Annotated in this window: 17 protein-coding genes; 15 read left to right on the forward strand and 2 right to left on the reverse strand. The window is 68.9% G+C overall.

Features of this window, described 5'->3' with window-relative positions; all coding sequences use genetic code 11:
* Window positions 1-115 precede the first annotated feature (115 nt).
* Complete coding sequence (shbA, locus tag DI276_RS29795; RefSeq protein ID WP_112269946.1) at window positions 116-811, forward strand: RNA polymerase sigma factor ShbA; 696 nt, start codon at window positions 116-118, stop codon at window positions 809-811.
* A gap of 230 nt (window positions 812-1,041) precedes the next feature.
* On the opposite strand, the gene DI276_RS29805 is transcribed toward shbA, so the two are convergent.
* Window positions 1,042-2,235, reverse strand: coding sequence for an MFS transporter (locus DI276_RS29805; RefSeq protein WP_112269396.1), 1,194 nt, complete (start codon window positions 2,233-2,235; stop codon window positions 1,042-1,044).
* Between the two features lie 50 nt (window positions 2,236-2,285).
* Here DI276_RS29805 and DI276_RS29810 point away from each other — a divergent pair, with 50 nt between their 5' ends.
* The 11 genes from DI276_RS29810 (at window position 2,286) to DI276_RS29860 (ending at window position 13,228) form a co-directional block, all read left to right on the forward strand.
* Complete coding sequence (locus tag DI276_RS29810; RefSeq protein ID WP_232837009.1) at window positions 2,286-3,314, forward strand: carbohydrate kinase family protein; 1,029 nt, start codon at window positions 2,286-2,288, stop codon at window positions 3,312-3,314.
* Window positions 3,315-3,410: 96 nt separating this feature from the next.
* On the forward strand, window positions 3,411-5,528 hold the full coding sequence (locus tag DI276_RS29815; RefSeq protein ID WP_232837010.1) for a transglycosylase domain-containing protein: 2,118 nt from the start codon (window positions 3,411-3,413) through the stop codon (window positions 5,526-5,528).
* 715 nt (window positions 5,529-6,243) lie between these two features.
* Window positions 6,244-7,038, forward strand: a complete 795-nt coding sequence (locus DI276_RS29820) for a M23 family metallopeptidase (protein WP_232837011.1) — start codon at window positions 6,244-6,246, stop codon at window positions 7,036-7,038.
* Window positions 7,039-7,080: 42 nt separating this feature from the next.
* Complete coding sequence (locus DI276_RS29825; protein ID WP_157985025.1) at window positions 7,081-7,278, forward strand: AMP-binding enzyme; 198 nt, start codon at window positions 7,081-7,083, stop codon at window positions 7,276-7,278.
* Window positions 7,266-7,988, forward strand: a complete 723-nt coding sequence (locus DI276_RS29830; RefSeq protein ID WP_157985026.1) for an SDR family NAD(P)-dependent oxidoreductase — start codon at window positions 7,266-7,268, stop codon at window positions 7,986-7,988. Before DI276_RS29825 ends, DI276_RS29830 begins: the two co-directional genes overlap by 13 nt.
* A gap of 151 nt (window positions 7,989-8,139) precedes the next feature.
* Window positions 8,140-9,648, forward strand: a complete 1,509-nt coding sequence (locus DI276_RS29835; protein ID WP_112269402.1) for an HAL/PAL/TAL family ammonia-lyase — start codon at window positions 8,140-8,142, stop codon at window positions 9,646-9,648.
* Window positions 9,649-9,944: 296 nt separating this feature from the next.
* Window positions 9,945-10,406: a hypothetical protein gene (locus tag DI276_RS29840; protein ID WP_157985027.1), complete on the forward strand. Its 462-nt coding sequence runs from the start codon at window positions 9,945-9,947 to the stop codon at window positions 10,404-10,406.
* Between the two features lie 13 nt (window positions 10,407-10,419).
* Window positions 10,420-11,076, forward strand: coding sequence for an O-methyltransferase (locus DI276_RS29845; RefSeq protein WP_232837012.1), 657 nt, complete (start codon window positions 10,420-10,422; stop codon window positions 11,074-11,076).
* A 67-nt stretch (window positions 11,077-11,143) separates the two neighbouring features.
* Window positions 11,144-12,094, forward strand: coding sequence for an LLM class F420-dependent oxidoreductase (locus tag DI276_RS29850; protein ID WP_112269406.1), 951 nt, complete (start codon window positions 11,144-11,146; stop codon window positions 12,092-12,094).
* A 2-nt stretch (window positions 12,095-12,096) separates the two neighbouring features.
* Window positions 12,097-12,678, forward strand: a complete 582-nt coding sequence (locus DI276_RS29855; RefSeq protein ID WP_112269408.1) for a TetR/AcrR family transcriptional regulator — start codon at window positions 12,097-12,099, stop codon at window positions 12,676-12,678.
* Between the two features lie 43 nt (window positions 12,679-12,721).
* Entirely contained in the window at window positions 12,722-13,228 is a 507-nt protein-coding gene (locus tag DI276_RS29860) for an MmpS family transport accessory protein (RefSeq protein ID WP_112269410.1), read from the forward strand.
* Here DI276_RS29860 and DI276_RS29865 read toward each other — a convergent pair.
* Entirely contained in the window at window positions 13,215-13,664 is a 450-nt protein-coding gene (locus DI276_RS29865) for a peroxiredoxin (RefSeq protein ID WP_112269412.1), read from the reverse strand. The genes DI276_RS29860 and DI276_RS29865 overlap by 14 nt on opposite strands.
* A 32-nt stretch (window positions 13,665-13,696) precedes the next feature.
* Between DI276_RS29865 and DI276_RS29870 the strand changes: the two genes are divergently transcribed.
* From DI276_RS29870 to DI276_RS29880, 3 genes are all read left to right on the forward strand, one after another.
* On the forward strand, window positions 13,697-14,608 hold the full coding sequence (locus tag DI276_RS29870) for a LacI family DNA-binding transcriptional regulator (RefSeq protein WP_112269956.1): 912 nt from the start codon (window positions 13,697-13,699) through the stop codon (window positions 14,606-14,608).
* A gap of 14 nt (window positions 14,609-14,622) precedes the next feature.
* The gene (locus DI276_RS29875) at window positions 14,623-15,048 is read left to right on the forward strand and encodes a RidA family protein (RefSeq protein WP_112269414.1); all 426 of its coding nucleotides are present in this window, start codon (window positions 14,623-14,625) and stop codon (window positions 15,046-15,048) included.
* A gap of 104 nt (window positions 15,049-15,152) precedes the next feature.
* The gene (locus DI276_RS29880; protein ID WP_112269416.1) at window positions 15,153-16,967 is read left to right on the forward strand and encodes a 4-alpha-glucanotransferase; all 1,815 of its coding nucleotides are present in this window, start codon (window positions 15,153-15,155) and stop codon (window positions 16,965-16,967) included.
* The last annotated feature ends 45 nt before the right edge of the window (window positions 16,968-17,012 follow it).

The raw sequence follows: 17,012 nt of genomic DNA on the forward strand, positions 1-17,012 counted from the left end.
TCCCCACCCGACTGGACTTCGTGGTCCTCTTGGAGACAGGCGGTATCAAACGGCTGGCTGCGGTCTCTTTCTCAGTGAAGCCCCTAGTGTCGCTGTAGTGGAGGAGGTCGCCGGGATGGTCCAACCCACAGCCGTGCGGACCGGTGGCGGTGTCGCGGTCCTCTCGCCCACTGACGGCGCAGAGGCCTGGAACCAGCCAACGGTGCCCACGCGCCGGAGGGTGCGCCAGGCACCGGTCTCCAACCAGTGGCTCGCCGAAGCCGAGTTCACGGACCTCGTCGACGCCGCCTTAGACGGAGACAGACGGGCGGTCGAGCACCTGCTCGGCCGCATCCAGCCGCTGATCGTGCGCTACTGCCGCGCCCGCGTCGGCGGCCGCGAGCGCACCCTGGTCTCGGCGGAGGACATCGCGCAGGAGGTCTGCGTGGCGGTCCTCGGCGCCCTGTCCAAGTACCGCTACGAGCCAGGCTCGTTCCTCGCCTTCGTGTACGGCATCGCCGCGCACAAGGTCGCCGACGCCCGCCGCCGCGCCGTCCGCAACCGCGCGGAGGTCGTGCCGGAGCTGCCGGACTGCCCTTCTTTGGACGACGGGCCCGAGCAGCACGCGGTCAACGGCGAGATGCTGGCCCAGGTCACACGGCTGCTGCACAAGCTGCCGGCCCGGCAGCGGGAGATCCTCGTGCTGCGGGTGGCGGTGGGGCTGTCCGCGGAGGAGGTGGCGCTGGCGGTGGAGTCGACGCCCGGGGCCGTGCGGGTGGCGCAGCACCGCGCGCTCACCCGGATGCGGGAGATGATCGCCGAAGAAGGCTGACTTTCAGGCTGATCGCGGCGAGGTCTTGCCGGCAGGACTGGAACGGGGAGTGTCCTGCATCAAGGCGTTCGGTCGCGGTGCCCATCAGGCCATGGAACGCGGCCACCTGGATGAGTGGCGGATGACCTCTCGCATCTTCGCGTTCGACGGCGGAACGTCATGCGCGACGTCGAAGTCGACGTCGACTTCGCTGCGCGCGCCTCGGCTCATCCGCATGCGCAATGAGCACCTCAAGCGGACAGCTGAGGCGTCCTGAGGTCGGTGAACACCGCCACCAGCGCCATGACCAGGATCATCGCGCCGAACGCGAGCAACGCGACCGCGCCACCCACGAGGTCGGCGGCGAACGCGCCCAGCACCGGTGCGAGCGGGGTGAGCGCTCGCGAGGCGAAGGCCAGGACCGCGTCCAGTCGTCCCATCAGGTCGTCGGGGATCAATGCTGTGAAGGCCGCGCTCACCGAGACGTTGAGCAACGGTGTCGCGATCGAGGTGACCATCAACGGTACGAACGGCCACCACGCTCCGAACGGCAGCGCCATCGCCAGGTTGCACGTGCCGAAGACGACGACCGCCAGGACGATGATCCGGTCGTACCTCATGGTGACCTTCGGCGAGATCAGTGCCCCGAGCACACCGCCGGCACCGACGCCGGCGAGCACCAGGCCGACGAGCCAGTCGGGGCCGCCGCGCTCCTTGACCACCGCGACGACCGGGATCATCGACGCCGTCCCGAGCAGGTTGAGCATCAGGAAGATGACGACGGCGTTGCGCATCCCGCGCTGGTGCCAGAGCCAGGCACAGGCTTCCTTTACGTCCTGGTGCATCCGCTGGCGTGGCCGCTGCTGTGTGCGCGCCGGGATCTTGGCGAACCAGGTGCAGACGGCGGCGACGAGGAATGAGATCGCGTCCGCGACGAAGGGGATCGCGCGGCCGAACCCGTAAAGCAGCGCGCCGAGCGGCGGACCGGCGAGCCACGCGACGTGGCCACGGGCCTCTTCCTGAGCGAAGGCGGTGCGGAGCTGCTCCGGCGGCACGACCGATTTGATCGCGGTGGCGCGGGCGGGACCGGCGAACGCGGTGCAGACGCCGTCCACCGCGGCCATCGCGAGGAACAGCGGGATCGAGTTGAGGCCGGTGACGACGTTGGCCGCCATCGCCGCGATGGCGACCGCTTGTGTCGTCTGGCTCCAGACCAGGACTTTGCCCCGGTCCCAGCGGTCCACCCACACGCCCGCGGGCATCTGGGCGAGGATCAGCGTCGTCGCGCGCACGCCCGCGATGACGCCCGCCCAGAAGTAGGAACCGGTGACCGCGAGGATCAGCAGCGGCATCGCGTACGTCGTCAGCTGCGTACCGAGTTGTGAGACGGCGCCGCCGAACCAGAGCAGCTGGAACTGAACGTTCTTGCCGAGTGGAACCCCCATGGGGGTCTGTCTACCGCATGGTTGTCGGTGCCGGGTGGCATGGTTTGTGCATGGCTGATCCGGACTTCGACGTGCTGCTCACCGGCACGGTCTTCCTCGACATCATCTTCACCGGCCTGCCCCGCCCACCGGCCGCGGGGACCGAGGTGTGGGCAGAGGGGCTCGGATCGTGTCCCGGCGGGATCGCGAACCTCGCGGTGGCGTTGCGCCGGTTGGAGTTGCGGACCGCGCTGGCGGCGGCGTTCGGTGAGGACGCGTACGGCGACTTCTGCTGGGACGTGCTGGCCGAGCAGGAAGGCGTCGACCTTTCTTATTGTCGTCGGTTCTACGGGTGGCACTCGCCGGTGACCGTCTCGATGGCGATGGACCGCGACCGCAGCATGGTCACGCACGGGCATCGGGCGCCGGTCATCGCGGACGACCTGTTTTGTCCGCCACCGTCCACAAAGGCGTGTTTCGTGCACATCCAGGCCGAGGACGAACAGTGGGTGCGCACAGCGAAGGAGAACGGCGCACTGCTGTTCGCCGACATCGGCTGGGACCGCACCGGGGCGTGGTCGCCGGAGCTGTTGCGCCGCCTTGACGGATATGACGTGTTCCTGCCGAACCACGTGGAGGCGCAGGGGTACACGCGCACCGACTCGCCGGAGGCCGCGGCGCGCAAACTCGCCGAGCACGTGCCAGTGGTGGTCGTCACACGTGGGGGAGGCGGCGCGGTCGCCGTCGACAGCTCTACCGGCGAGGTCGTGGACGTGCCGGGGCTGAACGTCGCGCAGCTCGACGCGACGGGTGCCGGTGACGTGTTTGGGGCCGGGTTCGTGATGGGCACTCTCGCCGGGTGGCCGCTGGAGCACCGGGTGCGGTTCGCGAACCTGTGCGCCGCGCTGTCCGTGCAGCATTTCGGCGGCTCGCTGTCGGCACCGGGGTGGGGTGACATCGCGGTCTGGTGGCGGACTGTGAGCAGGAGGCCGGACGAGGAGCTGTCGCGGTACGGGTTTCTCGACGACCTGCTGCCCGACCACGCGGGCGTGGAGGTGCGAAGGGCTAGTCCGACGATCGGCCTGCGGTTGCTCCGGTAGGTTGAAAACAGTCGATCAGCGGACGCAACCTAACGGGCCTCCCGCGCGACTTATACGTAGGGAATCTCTGGGGTTGTGCTCGGAAGGAGTTGCGGGTTGTTCGCCGCACGCGCGTCAGGCTTGGTCAAATTGCTGGGGTTGTGCCTGACGGCGGGCGTGCTCCTCGCTGCGATGGTGTTCCCGTTCGTCGGAGGTCTCGGGCTCGCGTCCAACCGCGCCGCCAACGAGGTCGACAAGACGTCCGGTGATCTCGCGAAAGCGGAGCTTCCGCTCGTCACCACCATTCAGGACATGAACGGCGAGCCGATCGCCTATCTGTACGACCAGTACCGGGTTCCGCTGGCGTCCGGGGACATCTCGGACACCATGAAGGCCGCGATCCTGGCGATCGAGGACAAGCGCTTCTTCGAGCACCGCGGCGTCGACTGGCAGGGCATCGCCCGTGCCGCCGCCAAGGCCGGTGTGGACGGTGGCGCGACGCAGGGCGCCTCGACGTTGACCCAGCAGTACGTCAAGAACTACATGGCGTTCGTGCTCGGCGCCGACAACGAGCAGGAGGCCTGGGAGAAGGCCACCGAGGCGACCATCGGCCGCAAGATGCGCGAGGCGCGCGTCGCCCTGCAGCTCGAGCAGCAGATGTCGAAGGACGAGATCCTCACCGGCTACCTGAACATCGTGCCGCTGGGCAACCAGACCTACGGCGTCGGCGCGGCCGCGAAGGCGTACTTCAAGACGACCGCCGACAAGCTGACCGTCCCGCAGGCCGCGCTGCTCGCCGCGATCGCGAACCGCCCGTCGTCGCTGAACCCCGGCGCCTCCCCGGACAAGGCCCTGGAGCGCCGCAACATCGTCATCGACAAGATGCGCGAGAACGGCTCGTTCGGCACCGACCAGACCGAGGCCCAGAAGAAGGCGGAGGAGTACAAGGCCGCCCCGCTGGGCGTGGTCGACGACCTGCAGATCCTGCCCAAGGGCTGCGTCGGCGCCGGTGACGGCCCGATCTACGGCTTCTTCTGCGACTACCTGCTCGACTACCTGCGCGTGTCCGGCGTCACGAACAAGGAACTGCAGCGCGGCGGCCTCACCATCAAGACCACGATGGACCCGAAGGCCACCAAGGCGGCGAAGCAGGCGGCCGAGCAGCAGGTCCCGAAGACCCAGAACGGCATCTCGAACGTCATGTCGGTCGTCGAGCCCGGCAAGGACAAGCACCGCGTCCGCGCCCTGGTCGCCTCGCGCGACTACGGCAACAAGGCCGAGCTCGGCCAGGTCGCCCGCCCGGTTCCGGCCGAGGTCCTCCCGTTCGGTCCCGGCTCGGTGAACAAGGTCTTCACCGCCGCTGCCGCCATGGAGCGGAACATCATCGGCATCGACAAGGAGATGGCCGTCCCCGCCACCTACTTCTCGAAGGTCTACCCGAACGGCGGCGCGCCGTGGAAGGTGGAGAACGCCGGCAAGTACAACGACAAGATGTCGCTGACCCAGGCGCTGGCGACCTCCCCGAACACGGGCTTCGTGATCCTGCAGGAGAAGGCCGGCCTCAACAACGTCGTGGACATGGCATACCGCCTGGGCATGCGCGAAACCCTCCAGGGCGTCAACCGCGCCGGCGAGCCGCTGAAGGACGACAAGTCCAACGGCCCGTCCCAGGGCGACTGGACGAAGCAGAACAACGCGGGCTCGTACACCCTCGGTCCCGGCGCCACCAGCGTCCTGGAGCTGGCCAACGTGGCCGCCACCATCGTCTCCAGCGGCACCTGGTGCCCGCCCACCCCGGTCGAGTCGGTCACCGACCGCTACGGCAAGCCCGTCCCGCTGAAGGAAAAGCCCTGCGAGCAGGCCGTGAACCCGGAACTGGCCAACTCGCTGGCCCAGGGCATGTCGCACGACACCTCGGGTTCGGGCACCGCAGCGGCCGCCGCGTCCGGCTCCGGCTGGAACCGCCCGGCCATCGGCAAGACCGGCACCACCGAGGAGCACAAGTCCGTGGCCTTCATGGCCGCCACCCCGCAGTTCGCGGGTGCGGTCATGACCTACGCGGACGGCAACCGCCCCGAGGTGATCTGCGCGAACCCGATCCGCTTCTGCCCCGGCAGTTCGCAGGGTGTGTTCGGTGGCCAGGTCGCCGCACCCACGTGGTTCAACGCGATGAAGGTGATCCACGAGGGGCTGCCCGTCGTGCCGCTGCCGCCTGCTGCGGCTCGGTACAAGTAGGGCTCGATTGACCGAAGGGCCGTCGGACGCCAGGTGCGTCCGGCGGCCCTTTGTTCTGGGCGTGGGAGGGGGCCTCGGCGCGCCAGGGGAGTTGGTGGCGGGCGGACGAGATCGGGACGGCGAGCATTCGCCAATGCAAGGCGACCACACCGCATCGGTGACCAACCCCGCTGGAACGTGACCGCGCCCACGCAACCGGACCACCGCGCGGGCCCACACGCCTCGTAACCACCAACCCGGCGTATCCCAGCGCTCAAACACGCCCGTGAGGCTTTCACGATAAAGCGACTGACCAGTACAAACACCAAGATGAGGATTGGTCCAAACCGACTTAATCAAGCCTTCAACGAACCGACTACGGTGAGTTACCAACCGTGGTCCTCGTCACCTAAACGCCCACATCGCTTGCTCAGGCCGGTGACGCGAGGTTACGTTCACCGCCGCATGTCACGGTTCGATAACCGCAAGGACACGGATCACCCCCCGAAACGGTCCAGTCCGACCAGGGCCCCAAGGCCCGCCAGCAGGCCCCGAACCCCGCTGGTGGTCCACAGGAGCCCGCACCAGGGTCACCCCGTCCGGCTTCCCCAAGCCGGACAGAACAGCGCAACGCCCGGCCCCCGAAGCCAGCAGAGCCAAGACCCCGCGCCAGGCCTCCGAAAGCCGAACGCACCACGCGGTTACTCGGACTCCCCCGAGTGCATGGAGGCAAGTCTTGGCACGGCATCGCGCGAAAGCGAAGGCCCAGCTGGTCGACGTACTGGCCAGAGTGGACCTGGACCGCAAGAAGGCCGTAGCGGCGGTTGTCGCCGCAGGCGCCCTGGCCGGCGCAGGTTTCACCCAGGCGATGGCCACGGTCACCCCCGTTGACCGCATCGTCCCCGTGGCCGCGACGAAGGACCTCGCGGCGGCGATGACCGGGCAGCAGCAACCAGCAGGCCCGCAGACGATCCACTCGGTCGACACCACCGGCGAGATGCGCAAGCTGCTGCAGGCCGAGCAGATTCAGGCGCAGTTCCACGTCCGCGAGGCGCTCAAGTCCGCGGAGGGCGCGTACGTCAAGCGCCAGGAGGCCATCAAGGCCGAGCAGGCTCGCATCAAGGCCGAGGAAGAGGCCAAGAGGCCCAAGTGCGTGCGACCCGCGCAGGGGTCGTTCACGTCCGGCTTCGGTGCCCGGTGGGGTACCAGCCACAACGGTGTCGACATCGCCAACGCCATCGGCACGCCGATCGTGTCGGTCATGGACGGCACGGTGATCGAGGCCGGGCCCGCGTCCGGGTTCGGGTTGTGGGTGCGGGTGCAGCACGAGGACGGGACGATCACCGTCTACGGGCACATGAACACCATCGACGTGCCGCAGGGTGCGAAGGTCAAGGCCGGGCAGCAGATCGCCACGATCGGCAACCGCGGTCAGTCGACCGGGCCGCACCTGCACTTCGAGGTGTGGGTCGACGGCGGCCAGAAGGTCAACCCGGTGGGCTGGTTGGCGGCTCGCGGCGTTCAGCTCTAGCAGACTCGTTCTTCCACGATCGTCCACAACGGCCGGTGGAGCTTGCGCCCGATCGGGTTAACGGCGAGGTGCCCCAAGGCCTTCGTGGTGACGCAAGGCGACGTCACGGCCGACGAGCTCGTGGCGGCGAAGGTGGCGCCGATCAAGAAGGTGCGCCAGGTTGAGTTCGTGGCAGAGATACCCAGATCGGTCTCCGGCAAGGTCCTGCGTCGCCTGAAGGACTGCTGGTGCGCGTCCTGATCACCGGCGGCGCCAAGGCACTCGGCAGGGCGTTCAGCGAAGTCCTTGGCGCACAAGGGCACCAGCTCATCATCACCGGCCGGGACGAGCGGGCGCTCGACACCGCGGCAGCCGAACTCAGGGCCAAAGGCGTCTACGTCGAGGCGCACGTCGCGGACCTCGCCGACCCGAACGCGACCCCGAAGCTCATCGAGAGCCTCGGGGTCGACGTGCTCGTCAACAACGGCGCGCTCGGCGGGCCGGTCGGGCCCACGTGGGAGGTCGACGAGACCGACTGGTGGCGCACGTTCGAAGTGAACCTGCGCGGCACCGCGTTCGCCGCGAACGCCGCCATTCGCACGATGACGAGCGGGCGGATCATCAACGTGGTCAGCAACGCCGGCGTGCACAGATGGCCTTACGTCACGGCGTACTCCGTGTCGAAGGCCGCCGTGATCAAGCTGACCGAGAACCTCGCGATCGAGCTCAAACGACGGCCGATCGCCGTGCTGAGCTACGACCCCGGCATGGTCGACGTCGGCCTGATGCGCCGCGGCCGCACCATGAGCGACGGCAGCGCGGACGAGCAGCGCGTGGCGGAGTGGGCCAGATCTCAGCGTGCCAGCGGCAGGTTCACCCCGGTGGAGCAGTCGGCCGGTCTTTTGGTCCGAATCGTGAGCGGAGAGTTCGATCACCGCTCTGGCGAGCTCATCACTGCACAGGACGGGTGAAAAGGGCTGCACTGTCAACGGACAACAACTTCCGCCACGGGTAGGAACCAACAACCGATATTTCTTCGGGTAGTGCGTTTAGGCCCTTCCTCGCCGACAGGTCAACGGGGATCGTCGCGAGAGGCCCCCCGATTCGTCCACAGGAGGCGTCGTGCCTGTCGGAACATCTTCCGCTGCCCTGAACCTGGCAGCGGCACTCGAACCTGCCCAGCTCGAACTGGCCCGTGCCGCGCTGCACGTCGAGCTTCCCGACGACGTGCGAGCGAGAGTCGCGCGCTGCCGCGAGTTCGTGCTCGACGTCAGCGGCTCTGGGCGCGCGATCTACGGTGTGACAACGGGTTTCGGCCCGCTCGTCGAGTTCGAGGGCCGCGCGGACGGTGCCGGTCAGAGCGACAACACGATCATCCACCACATCGTCGGCCACGGCGAGCTGATGCCACCCGCGGTCGCCCGCGCGGCCGTGCTGGCGCGGTTGTTCTCGTTGGCGCAGGGCCGATCGGGGGTTTCGGAAGAGGTCGTCACCGCGCTGATCGCCGTGCTGGGCACGGAATTCGCCCCCGCCGTGCCACGGCTCGGCTCGGTCGGCGCGAGTGGTGATCTCCAGCCGCTGGCCTACGTCGCGCATGCGTTGCGCGGTAACGGGAATGCGTTCTTCCAAGGTCAGCTCATGCCGGCGGGCGACGCGCTCGCGAAAGCCGGACTGCGTGAACTGAAGCTCGACGGGCGGGACGCGCTCGCGTTGGTCAACGGCATTTCGGTGACCGCCGCAGCACTCGGACTCGCTGTGGCGCAGGCAAACCGCTCGCACCGGACCGCGGAGCTGTTGTCCGCCTTGCTGACCGACGTGCTGGGCTGCGGCACCGAGTTCGTCTCGGTCGGGTTGCTGGCCGCGTTCGGGCATCCGGACGTCGCGGAGACCGGCGCGGCGATGCGGACCTGGCTCGCGGGCAGCACACCGTCCGGGGAACGGCCGCTGCAGGAGGCCTACAGCATTCGCTGCGCACCGCAGTTGATCGGCGCGGCCGGCACGAGCGTGCGGCACGCGGACGAGGTGGTGCGGCGCGACCTCAACGGCGTGAGCGACAACCCGTTGTTCTTCCCGGAGAGCAGGGAGGTCGTGCACGGCGGCAACTTCTTCGGTCAGCCCAGCGCCTTCGCGGCCGACCAGCTCAACGTCGCCCTGGTGCAGCTGGGCAACCTGGCCGAACGGCAGCTCGACCTCCTGGTGGATCCCAACCGCACCAACGGGTTGCCGCCGATGCTCAGCCCGCTGCCCGGCCAGCACCACGCGTTGCAAGGTGTGCAGCTCTGCACGACGGCGACCGTCGCCGCGATGCGCAGGGCCGCCACGCCCGCGTCCGTGCAGAGCCTGCCGACAAACCTGCACAACCAGGACGTCGTCCCGTTCGGCACCCAGGCCGCGTTCGCCGCGCTCGACCAGGCTGGGCTCCTGCGCTACCTGCACGCAGGGCTCGCGATCGGGCTTCGCCAGGCCGTGCACGTCGGCGCACGCCGCCCGCACGCCCCGAAGCTCGCGGAGGTGTTCGACCGGATCGCCGAGGAGGTGCCGCCGATCGTGGCGGATCGGCCACTCGACACCACCCTCGGCAGGGTCGCCGACCTGCTCGACGTCGTTGTGTCCGAAGTGGAGGGTGTGTGATGAGTGCTCCGGTCTGCGCGCCCGTCTGGGGCCACACGTGGGTCGACCTGCCCGTGCTGCGGTTGCCGATGCCCGGCTCGGAATTGATTCCGTGCGTCAACAGCTGTTATGAGGTCCCAGTCGACATCCGGACCCCCGAAGATCCGGTGGAGCGTGCCGTCCACCGGTGGTTTCTGGGCCATCACGGTGCATTTTTGGTCTGGAGGTTTCTTTCGGCTTCACTCGATCGGTTGATACGCGAGCCTGATTCGCAACTAGTCCGGCTCACTGCGCTTGGATATGACGCGTACTCGGTGATGCTCGCCTATTCGGGCAGTTGTTCCCGTGACGTGTACGAGGACGTCATCCGGCCGATGATGGTGGCGTTCGACCCGGCGTTCAGCGGGCGGTGGGCACGTGACTACGAGCCCCTGCCCGGCCTGCTGCGCCAGGCCCGTACCGCACTGGGGCCCGTGGCGGCCGCACCGCTCTCCTCTGCGAGCAAGGCGAACCTGTTGGCGCACATGGAGGTCATGCGCAGGCTCGTGCCCGGCGGCAACTCGCTGCTGCGCGAGTCCGGACGCACGCGCGTGCCCACCACCGACGCCGAGCGCGCCCGGTTCGACGAGTTCTTCCTCGTCAGCCGGGAGAACGTGTGCGTGAGCCGCTACCGCGCGCACCGCGCCGCCGTCCTGTCCGCCATCGGCCACGACCTCGCGAAACACCCGCTGCGGCCCGAGTACACCGACACACTCAGGACGTTCGCCACCCGACTATGAGAGAAGGCCGCGCGTGAACGACTTCAAGACCGTGGTCATGACCCCGCAGATCTACCAGTACGTGCGCCAGCAGGCAGGCCAGCCGACTGCGGTGCAGGAGAAGCTGATCGCGAGGACGCTGGAGCTCGGTGACTCGGCGGAGATGCAGATCCCGCACGAGCAGGCGGTGCTGCTGTCCCTGCTGGTCAAGCTCACCGGCGCGCAGACCGTCGTCGAGGTCGGCACGTACACCGGGTACTCCACGCTCGCGTTCGCGCAGGCGCTTCCGCCGCACGGCAAGGTCATCACCTGCGACATCTCCGTCGAGTGGACCGCGATCGCCGAGGAGGCGTGGCAGGCAGCCGGCGTGCGCGACCGGGTCGACCTGCGCCTCGGCCCGGCCGCGCAGACGCTGGCCGAACTGCCGGACGAGGCGGTCATCGACCTGGTGTTCATCGACGCGGACAAGGTCGGGTACGTGCACTACTGGGACCTGCTGGTGCCGCGGGTGCGTCAGGGCGGCCTGCTGCTCGCGGACAACACGCTCTACTACGGCGAGGCGGCCGACGAGCAGCCCGAGGGCAACGCAGCCGCCATCGACGCGTTCAACAAGTTCGTGCAGCGTGACCCGCGGGTGGAGTCGGTGCTGGTGCCCATCGCGGACGGGCTCACGTTCGCCAGGAAGAAGTGACGACGGTTGGCAGGCATACCGACCGGTCGGTAGGGTGGCCTCCAAGTGGTCGACTTGGAGGCTTCTCATGGCTCGTTGGGGAATCACGCTGCCGCTGCTCGGCGTGCCGGTGCTGGAGCACCGCGCGCTGGTGTCCGAGCTCGCCGGGCTCGGCTACACGGACGTGTGGTCGGCCGAGACGACCGGCACGGACGCGTTCACGCCGCTCGCCCTGGCCGCCCAGTGGTCCTCCGAGCTGCGCTTCGGCCCGGCGATCGCGCCCGTCTACACGCGCGGACCCGCGACGCTGGCGATGACCGCGGCGACGCTGGCTGAGGTGACCGGCGGCCGGTTCGTGCTGGGCATCGGCTCGTCGTCGCCCGCGATCGTGCAGCGCTGGAACGCCATCCCGTTCGAGGAGCCGTTCAAGCGGACCCGCGACACGCTGCGCTTCCTCAAGGCCGCGCTGGCGGGCGAGAAGGTCACCGCCGAGTACGACACCTTCAAGGTGTCGGGCTTCAAGCTGGAGCGCCCGCCCGCCGAGAAGGTGCCGATCATGCTCGCGGCGCTGCGGCCGAACATGCTGCGGCTGGCGGGCCGTGAGGCGGACGGCGCGATCACCAACTGGCTGGCCGCGACCGACGTGGCGCAGGTGCGGGAGGAGCTCGGCGACTCGGAGCTGGCCGCGCGGATCTTCGTGTGCCCGACCGAGGACGCCGATGCCGCACGGGCGCTGGGACGCATGCTGATCAGCACGTACCTGACCGTGCCCGCCTATGCGGCGTTCCACGACTGGCTGGGCCGCGGCGAGGCGCTGCGCCCGATGCACGAGGCGTGGGCTGCGGGCGACCGCAAGGCCGCGTCGAAGGCGATCCCGGACGAGGTCGTGGACGCGCTGATCGTGCACGGTTCGCTGGACGAGTGCCGCGCCCGCGTCGCCGAGTACCAGAACGCCGGCGTCGACACCCCGATCATCGCGCTGCTCCCGACCGGTGGCGACCAGATCGCGCAGGTACGCGCACTGGCGCCGAAGGCCTAGCCGTGGCCGGCGCGACCGAGCAGAAGATCATCGACGCGGCCGTGCGGCTGTTCGCGTCGCAGGGCTACGACGCGACCTCCGTGCAGGAGATCGTCACGGCCGCGCAGGTGACCAAAGGCGCGCTGTACCACTACTTCCGCGCGAAGGACGACCTGCTCTTCGAGATCTACCGGCAGCTGATCACGTCCCAGTCGGCCGACATGGACCGGATCATCGCGCTCGGGCTGTCCGCCGCGGACACGGTCCGGGAGATCCTGGTCTCGCTGGTGGTCTCGACGGCCGAACGGGTCGACGAGACCGCCGTGTTCGTGCGGGAGCTGCACCGGCTCGGCGAGGACCGGATGACCGAGTTCCGCGCCGAGCGCCGCCGATACCACGAGACGTTCCGCGCGGTGATCGAGAAGGGGCAGGCCGACGGGGAGTTCAGCTCTGCCGTGCCCGCGGACACCGTGGTGCGGATCGCGCTGGGCGTCGTGAACCAGCTGCCCATCTGGTACCGGCCGGACGGTGCGAAGCCGCCCGCCGAGCTGGCCGGGGAGATCGCGGACTTCGTGCTCGCCGGGCTGGGTCCGACCGTCCGGTAACAGCAGGCGACAGAAGATCGACCTCCCCGGTGAGGGGGTCTTCATGTCGCACGAACCATCCGAGTACGGCGTCGCGCCACCGCTGCACGAGATGCCGCGGTCGCCGAAGTGGCCGTGGGTGCTGTTGCTCGTCGCGGCGCTGCTGGTCGTCGGCGGACTCGCGTTCGGCAACCACGTGTCGAGCATGCTCGAGCGGACCTTCGCCGAGCAGCAGGAGCCCGCCGGCCCACCTCCGCCGCCCCCGCTGCCCGAGCAGACGCCGCCGGTGCCGGGCAAACGTGTGGTCGTGTTCGAGGTGACCGGCACCGGCACGGCGTTCAACATCACCGCGACCGTCGGTGCGTCCGTGCACAACGAGTCGAGCGTGCGACTGCCGTGGGCCAGGACCGTCGAGGTGCCGGCCGACCAGCTCGCCAAGTCGGTGATGCTGGTCGTGGTCGCCGGTCCCGACGGCACCGAGGTGCACGGCAAGTACACGGTCGACGGCACGACTGTCCGCGAGGGCAAGGCTTCCGGGCCCTACGGGGTGCTGACGATCACCGATTCCTGAGGGTCGCCAGCGCCTTGTCCGCGTGCGAGTTCATGGAGAACTCGCTCTTGATCACCTCGATGATCTCGCGGTCCGTGTCGATGACGAACGTGTGCCGCTTGACCGGGATCGGCCCGAACCGGCGCTTCACGCCGAACTGCTCGGCCACCTCGCCGTCGACGTCGGACAGCAGCGGGTAGTCGAAGTTGTTCAGCTCCGCGAACTGCTTCTGCTTCGCCACGTCGTCGGTCGATATGCCGACGCGCTGGGCGTTGACCTCGGCGAACTCCGCGGCGAGGTCGCGGAAGTGGCAGCTCTGCGCGGTGCAGCCGGCCGTCATCGCGGCGGGGTAGAAGAAGAGCACGACCGGGCCGTTCTCCAGGAGTTCGGAGAGCTTGCGGTCGGTGCCGTCCTGGTCGGGCAGGACGAAGTCGGGGGCGAGGTCGCCGGGCTTCATGGATCTCCAATACGCTCGGAACCGTGACCAGCATGTCCGATGTGGCCAAGGCTGCAGGGGTGTCCGCTGCGACCGTATCGCGGGCCCTGCGCGGCGAACCGGGCGTGTCCGAGGCGACGCGGCAGCACGTGAGCGAGGTCGCACGGCGGATGAAGTACGCCATCGCGCGCGACGCCTCGTCGTTGGCCGGCGGGCGCCGGTATGCGATCGCGGTGCTGACTTCCGAGGTCAACCCGGTGCTGGCGGGCGCGGAGGGCGCGTTGCGGCAGGCCGGTTACGACGTGCTGCTCTACGTGCTCGCCGACGAGAGCGCCAGGGAGAAGTTCTTCGACGAGCTGCCGCTGGGGCGCCGGGTCGACGGAGTGCTGCTTCTGTCCATGTCTTTGACAGAAGGCGAACAGGCCGCGCTGGAGTCGCTCGAGGTCCCGCACATCACCGTCGACGACGCCGATCTCCGGCGTGCCCTGCGCACGGCGGTCGAGCATCTGCTCGCCCTCGGTCATCACGACGTGGCGCTGGTGCTGTCCGACGGCGTCGACGAGTCGTACGACGAGATCCTGATCGAGGCCGGGCTCGAGGTGCGTCCGGAGTGGACGGTCTGGTGCTCGCCGACCGTCGACGGCGGCGAGCAGGTGGTCGACGTGCTGCTCGACGGCGAACGTCTGCCCACGGCCGTGATCAGCTCGAACGGCGCGGCGGCGCTCGGCATCTACCTCCGAGTGCAACGCGACGGGCGCACGGTGCCGGACGATCTCTCGATCGTGTCGCTGGACGGGCAGGAGCTCACTCGCGTCGTGGGGCTCACTGCCGTCGAGGGCGCGGCGAAGGAGCAGGGGGAGCGGGCGGTCGCCGACCTGTTCACGTTGATCAGGGGCGGCGAGATCGAGCCGGCCGACCACCCGGTGCGGCTGGTCGTGCGCAACTCCAGCGGTCCGGTCGCCTGAGTAGGGTTCAGCGCATGCCCGCCGAAGATCGCCTGACCGAACTGCCCGCGCTGCCCACGACCCCTGGCTACGCCCACGCGGTGGCGGTCACCGGGAAGATCGCCTTCATCTCCGGCCAGGTCGCGGTCGACGCCCAGGGCTGTGTCGTCGGGGTCGACGACCTGGGCGCGCAGACGCGGCAGGCGCTGGGCAACCTTCATCACGTGATCAAAAACCTCGGCGCCGACTGGTCGGATGTCATCAAGTTCACCTGGTACGTCCTTGATGCGTCGGAGGTGCAGACCATTCGTGATGTCCGGGACGAGATTTTGCGGCCCGCGCTGGGCGAAGTGCACAACCCGGCCAGCACGTTGGTTCAGGTCGCCGCGTTGTTCGGACCCGATTTTCTGGTCGAGGTCGAAGCGGTCGTGGCGATTCCCGCAGAAGCATCGGATGTTTAGTCAAAAGCACCGAGAGCGGGTGTCTCGACCGGCCTGCACCCTTCGGGTGACCAGGGACCATTTGCTCTGGTAATAAGCACCGAGCTGTGACATAGCTTGTACCCGTGGAGGAGTTGGTGGCGCGGCTGGCGGACGCCTGGGGCGTTGCCACTCGGTACGAGAACGCGGACCAGCAAGAGGTCACCGTCGACACCGAGGTCGTCGTCGAGGTCCTCGCCCAGTTCGGCGTCGACGCGTCCACTGAGGACTCCGTCGCCCGCGAGCTCGCGTTGGTCGAGCAACGCCGCGCTGAACGCGTCCTCCCGCCCACGATCGTGATCCGCGAGTACGAGACGTACGACCTGCGCGGCCCGGCCACGGTCTTTTTGGAGGACGGCACCTCCTTCGACGTCGAACGGCACCTGCCGGACTCGCTGCCGCTCGGCTGGCACCGGGTGGAGACGTCGTCGCAGAGCATCACGCTGGCCGTCGCGCCCAGGACGTTGCCGGACGTGCCGCACACCTGGGGCTGGATGCTGCAGCTCTACGCGGCGCGCTCGAAGGACTCGTGGGGCATGGGCGACTTCGCCGACCTCGCGACGATCGCCCGGCGTTCCGCGCTGGAACTCGATGCGGGCGTGGTCCTGGTCAACCCGGTGCAGGCGCCGTCGCTCACACACCCGGTCGAGCGCTCGCCGTACTCGCCGACCAGCCGCCGGTTCGCGAACCCGCTGTACCTGCGGATCACCGACACCGCGGAGTTCCTGCAGGCCTGCCCGCGCACCCGGCAGCTCATCCGCGACCTCCGGCCGGAGAACCAGGAACTGATCGACTACGACGCGATCTGGGACGCCAAGCGGCAGGCCCTGGAGCTGTTGTTCCCCGGCGGCGACGTCGAGATGGACTCCGATCTCCGCGCGTTCGCGACTTACTGCGCGCTGGCTGAGCGTTATGGCAAGGACTGGCGCGAGTGGCCGGCCGACCGCGATGACGCGCCGGCCGAACGAGTCGCCTTCCACGCCTGGGTCCAGCACCTCTGCACCCGTCAGCTGCAGGACGTCCGGCTCGCCGCGCACGAGGCCGGCATGGCCGTCGGCGTCATCCACGACCTGCCGGTGGGCGTCTCGCCGGGTGGCGCGGACACGTTCGCCGACCCGGACGTCTTCGCCATCGACGTCACGGTCGGTGCGCCGCCGGACGCGTTCAGCGCCGACGGCCAGGGCTGGGGCCTGCCGCCGTGGCGCCCCGACAAGCTCGCCGAGACCGGCTACCGGCCGTTCCGCCAGGTGCTGCGCAGCGTCCTGAAGCACGCCGACGGCATCCGCATCGACCACGTCGCGGGCCTGTGGCGGCTCTGGTGGATCCCGCCGGGCGAGCCGCCGTCACGCGGCACCTACGTCTACTACGACGCCGACGCGATGCTCGGCGTGCTCGCACTGGAGGCCTACCGAGCCGGCGCGGTCGTGGTCGGCGAGGACCTCGGCACGGTCGAGCCGGTCGTCACGAAGACGTTGCAGGAGAACGGCATGCTCACCAGCGCCGTCCTGTACTTCCAGCGCGACTACTACGCTCCCGGCCACCCGCTGATCCCGCCGACGCAGTGGAACCCGCGCGCGATGGCCAGCATCTCCACCCACGATCTCCCGACCGCGGCGACGTTCTTCGCCGGTCCGGACGGCCCGGATTTCGACGCGTTGATGCGCGCAGAGGGCATCAACCCCGGCGACCGGGTCGCGGGCGCCCACGAGTTGCTCGCGCAGGCACCCTGCGCGTTGGTCCTGACTTCACCTCAGGACGCTCTGCGGGAAACCCGGCAGCCCAACGTGCCGGGCACGATCGACGAGCACCCGAACTGGCGAATTCCCCTGCCCGTGGCGTTGGACGACTTCTTCCCACGAGTCCGCGACATCACCCGTCCGCTGCGCGGTCGAAATAGATGAAACTTCCACGTAACGGCAGGTCACGCACCTGCGGAGTACTGTAAG

The sequence above is a fragment of the Lentzea terrae genome (assembly GCF_003265345.1).
Lineage (GTDB): Bacteria > Actinomycetota > Actinomycetes > Mycobacteriales > Pseudonocardiaceae > Lentzea > Lentzea terrae.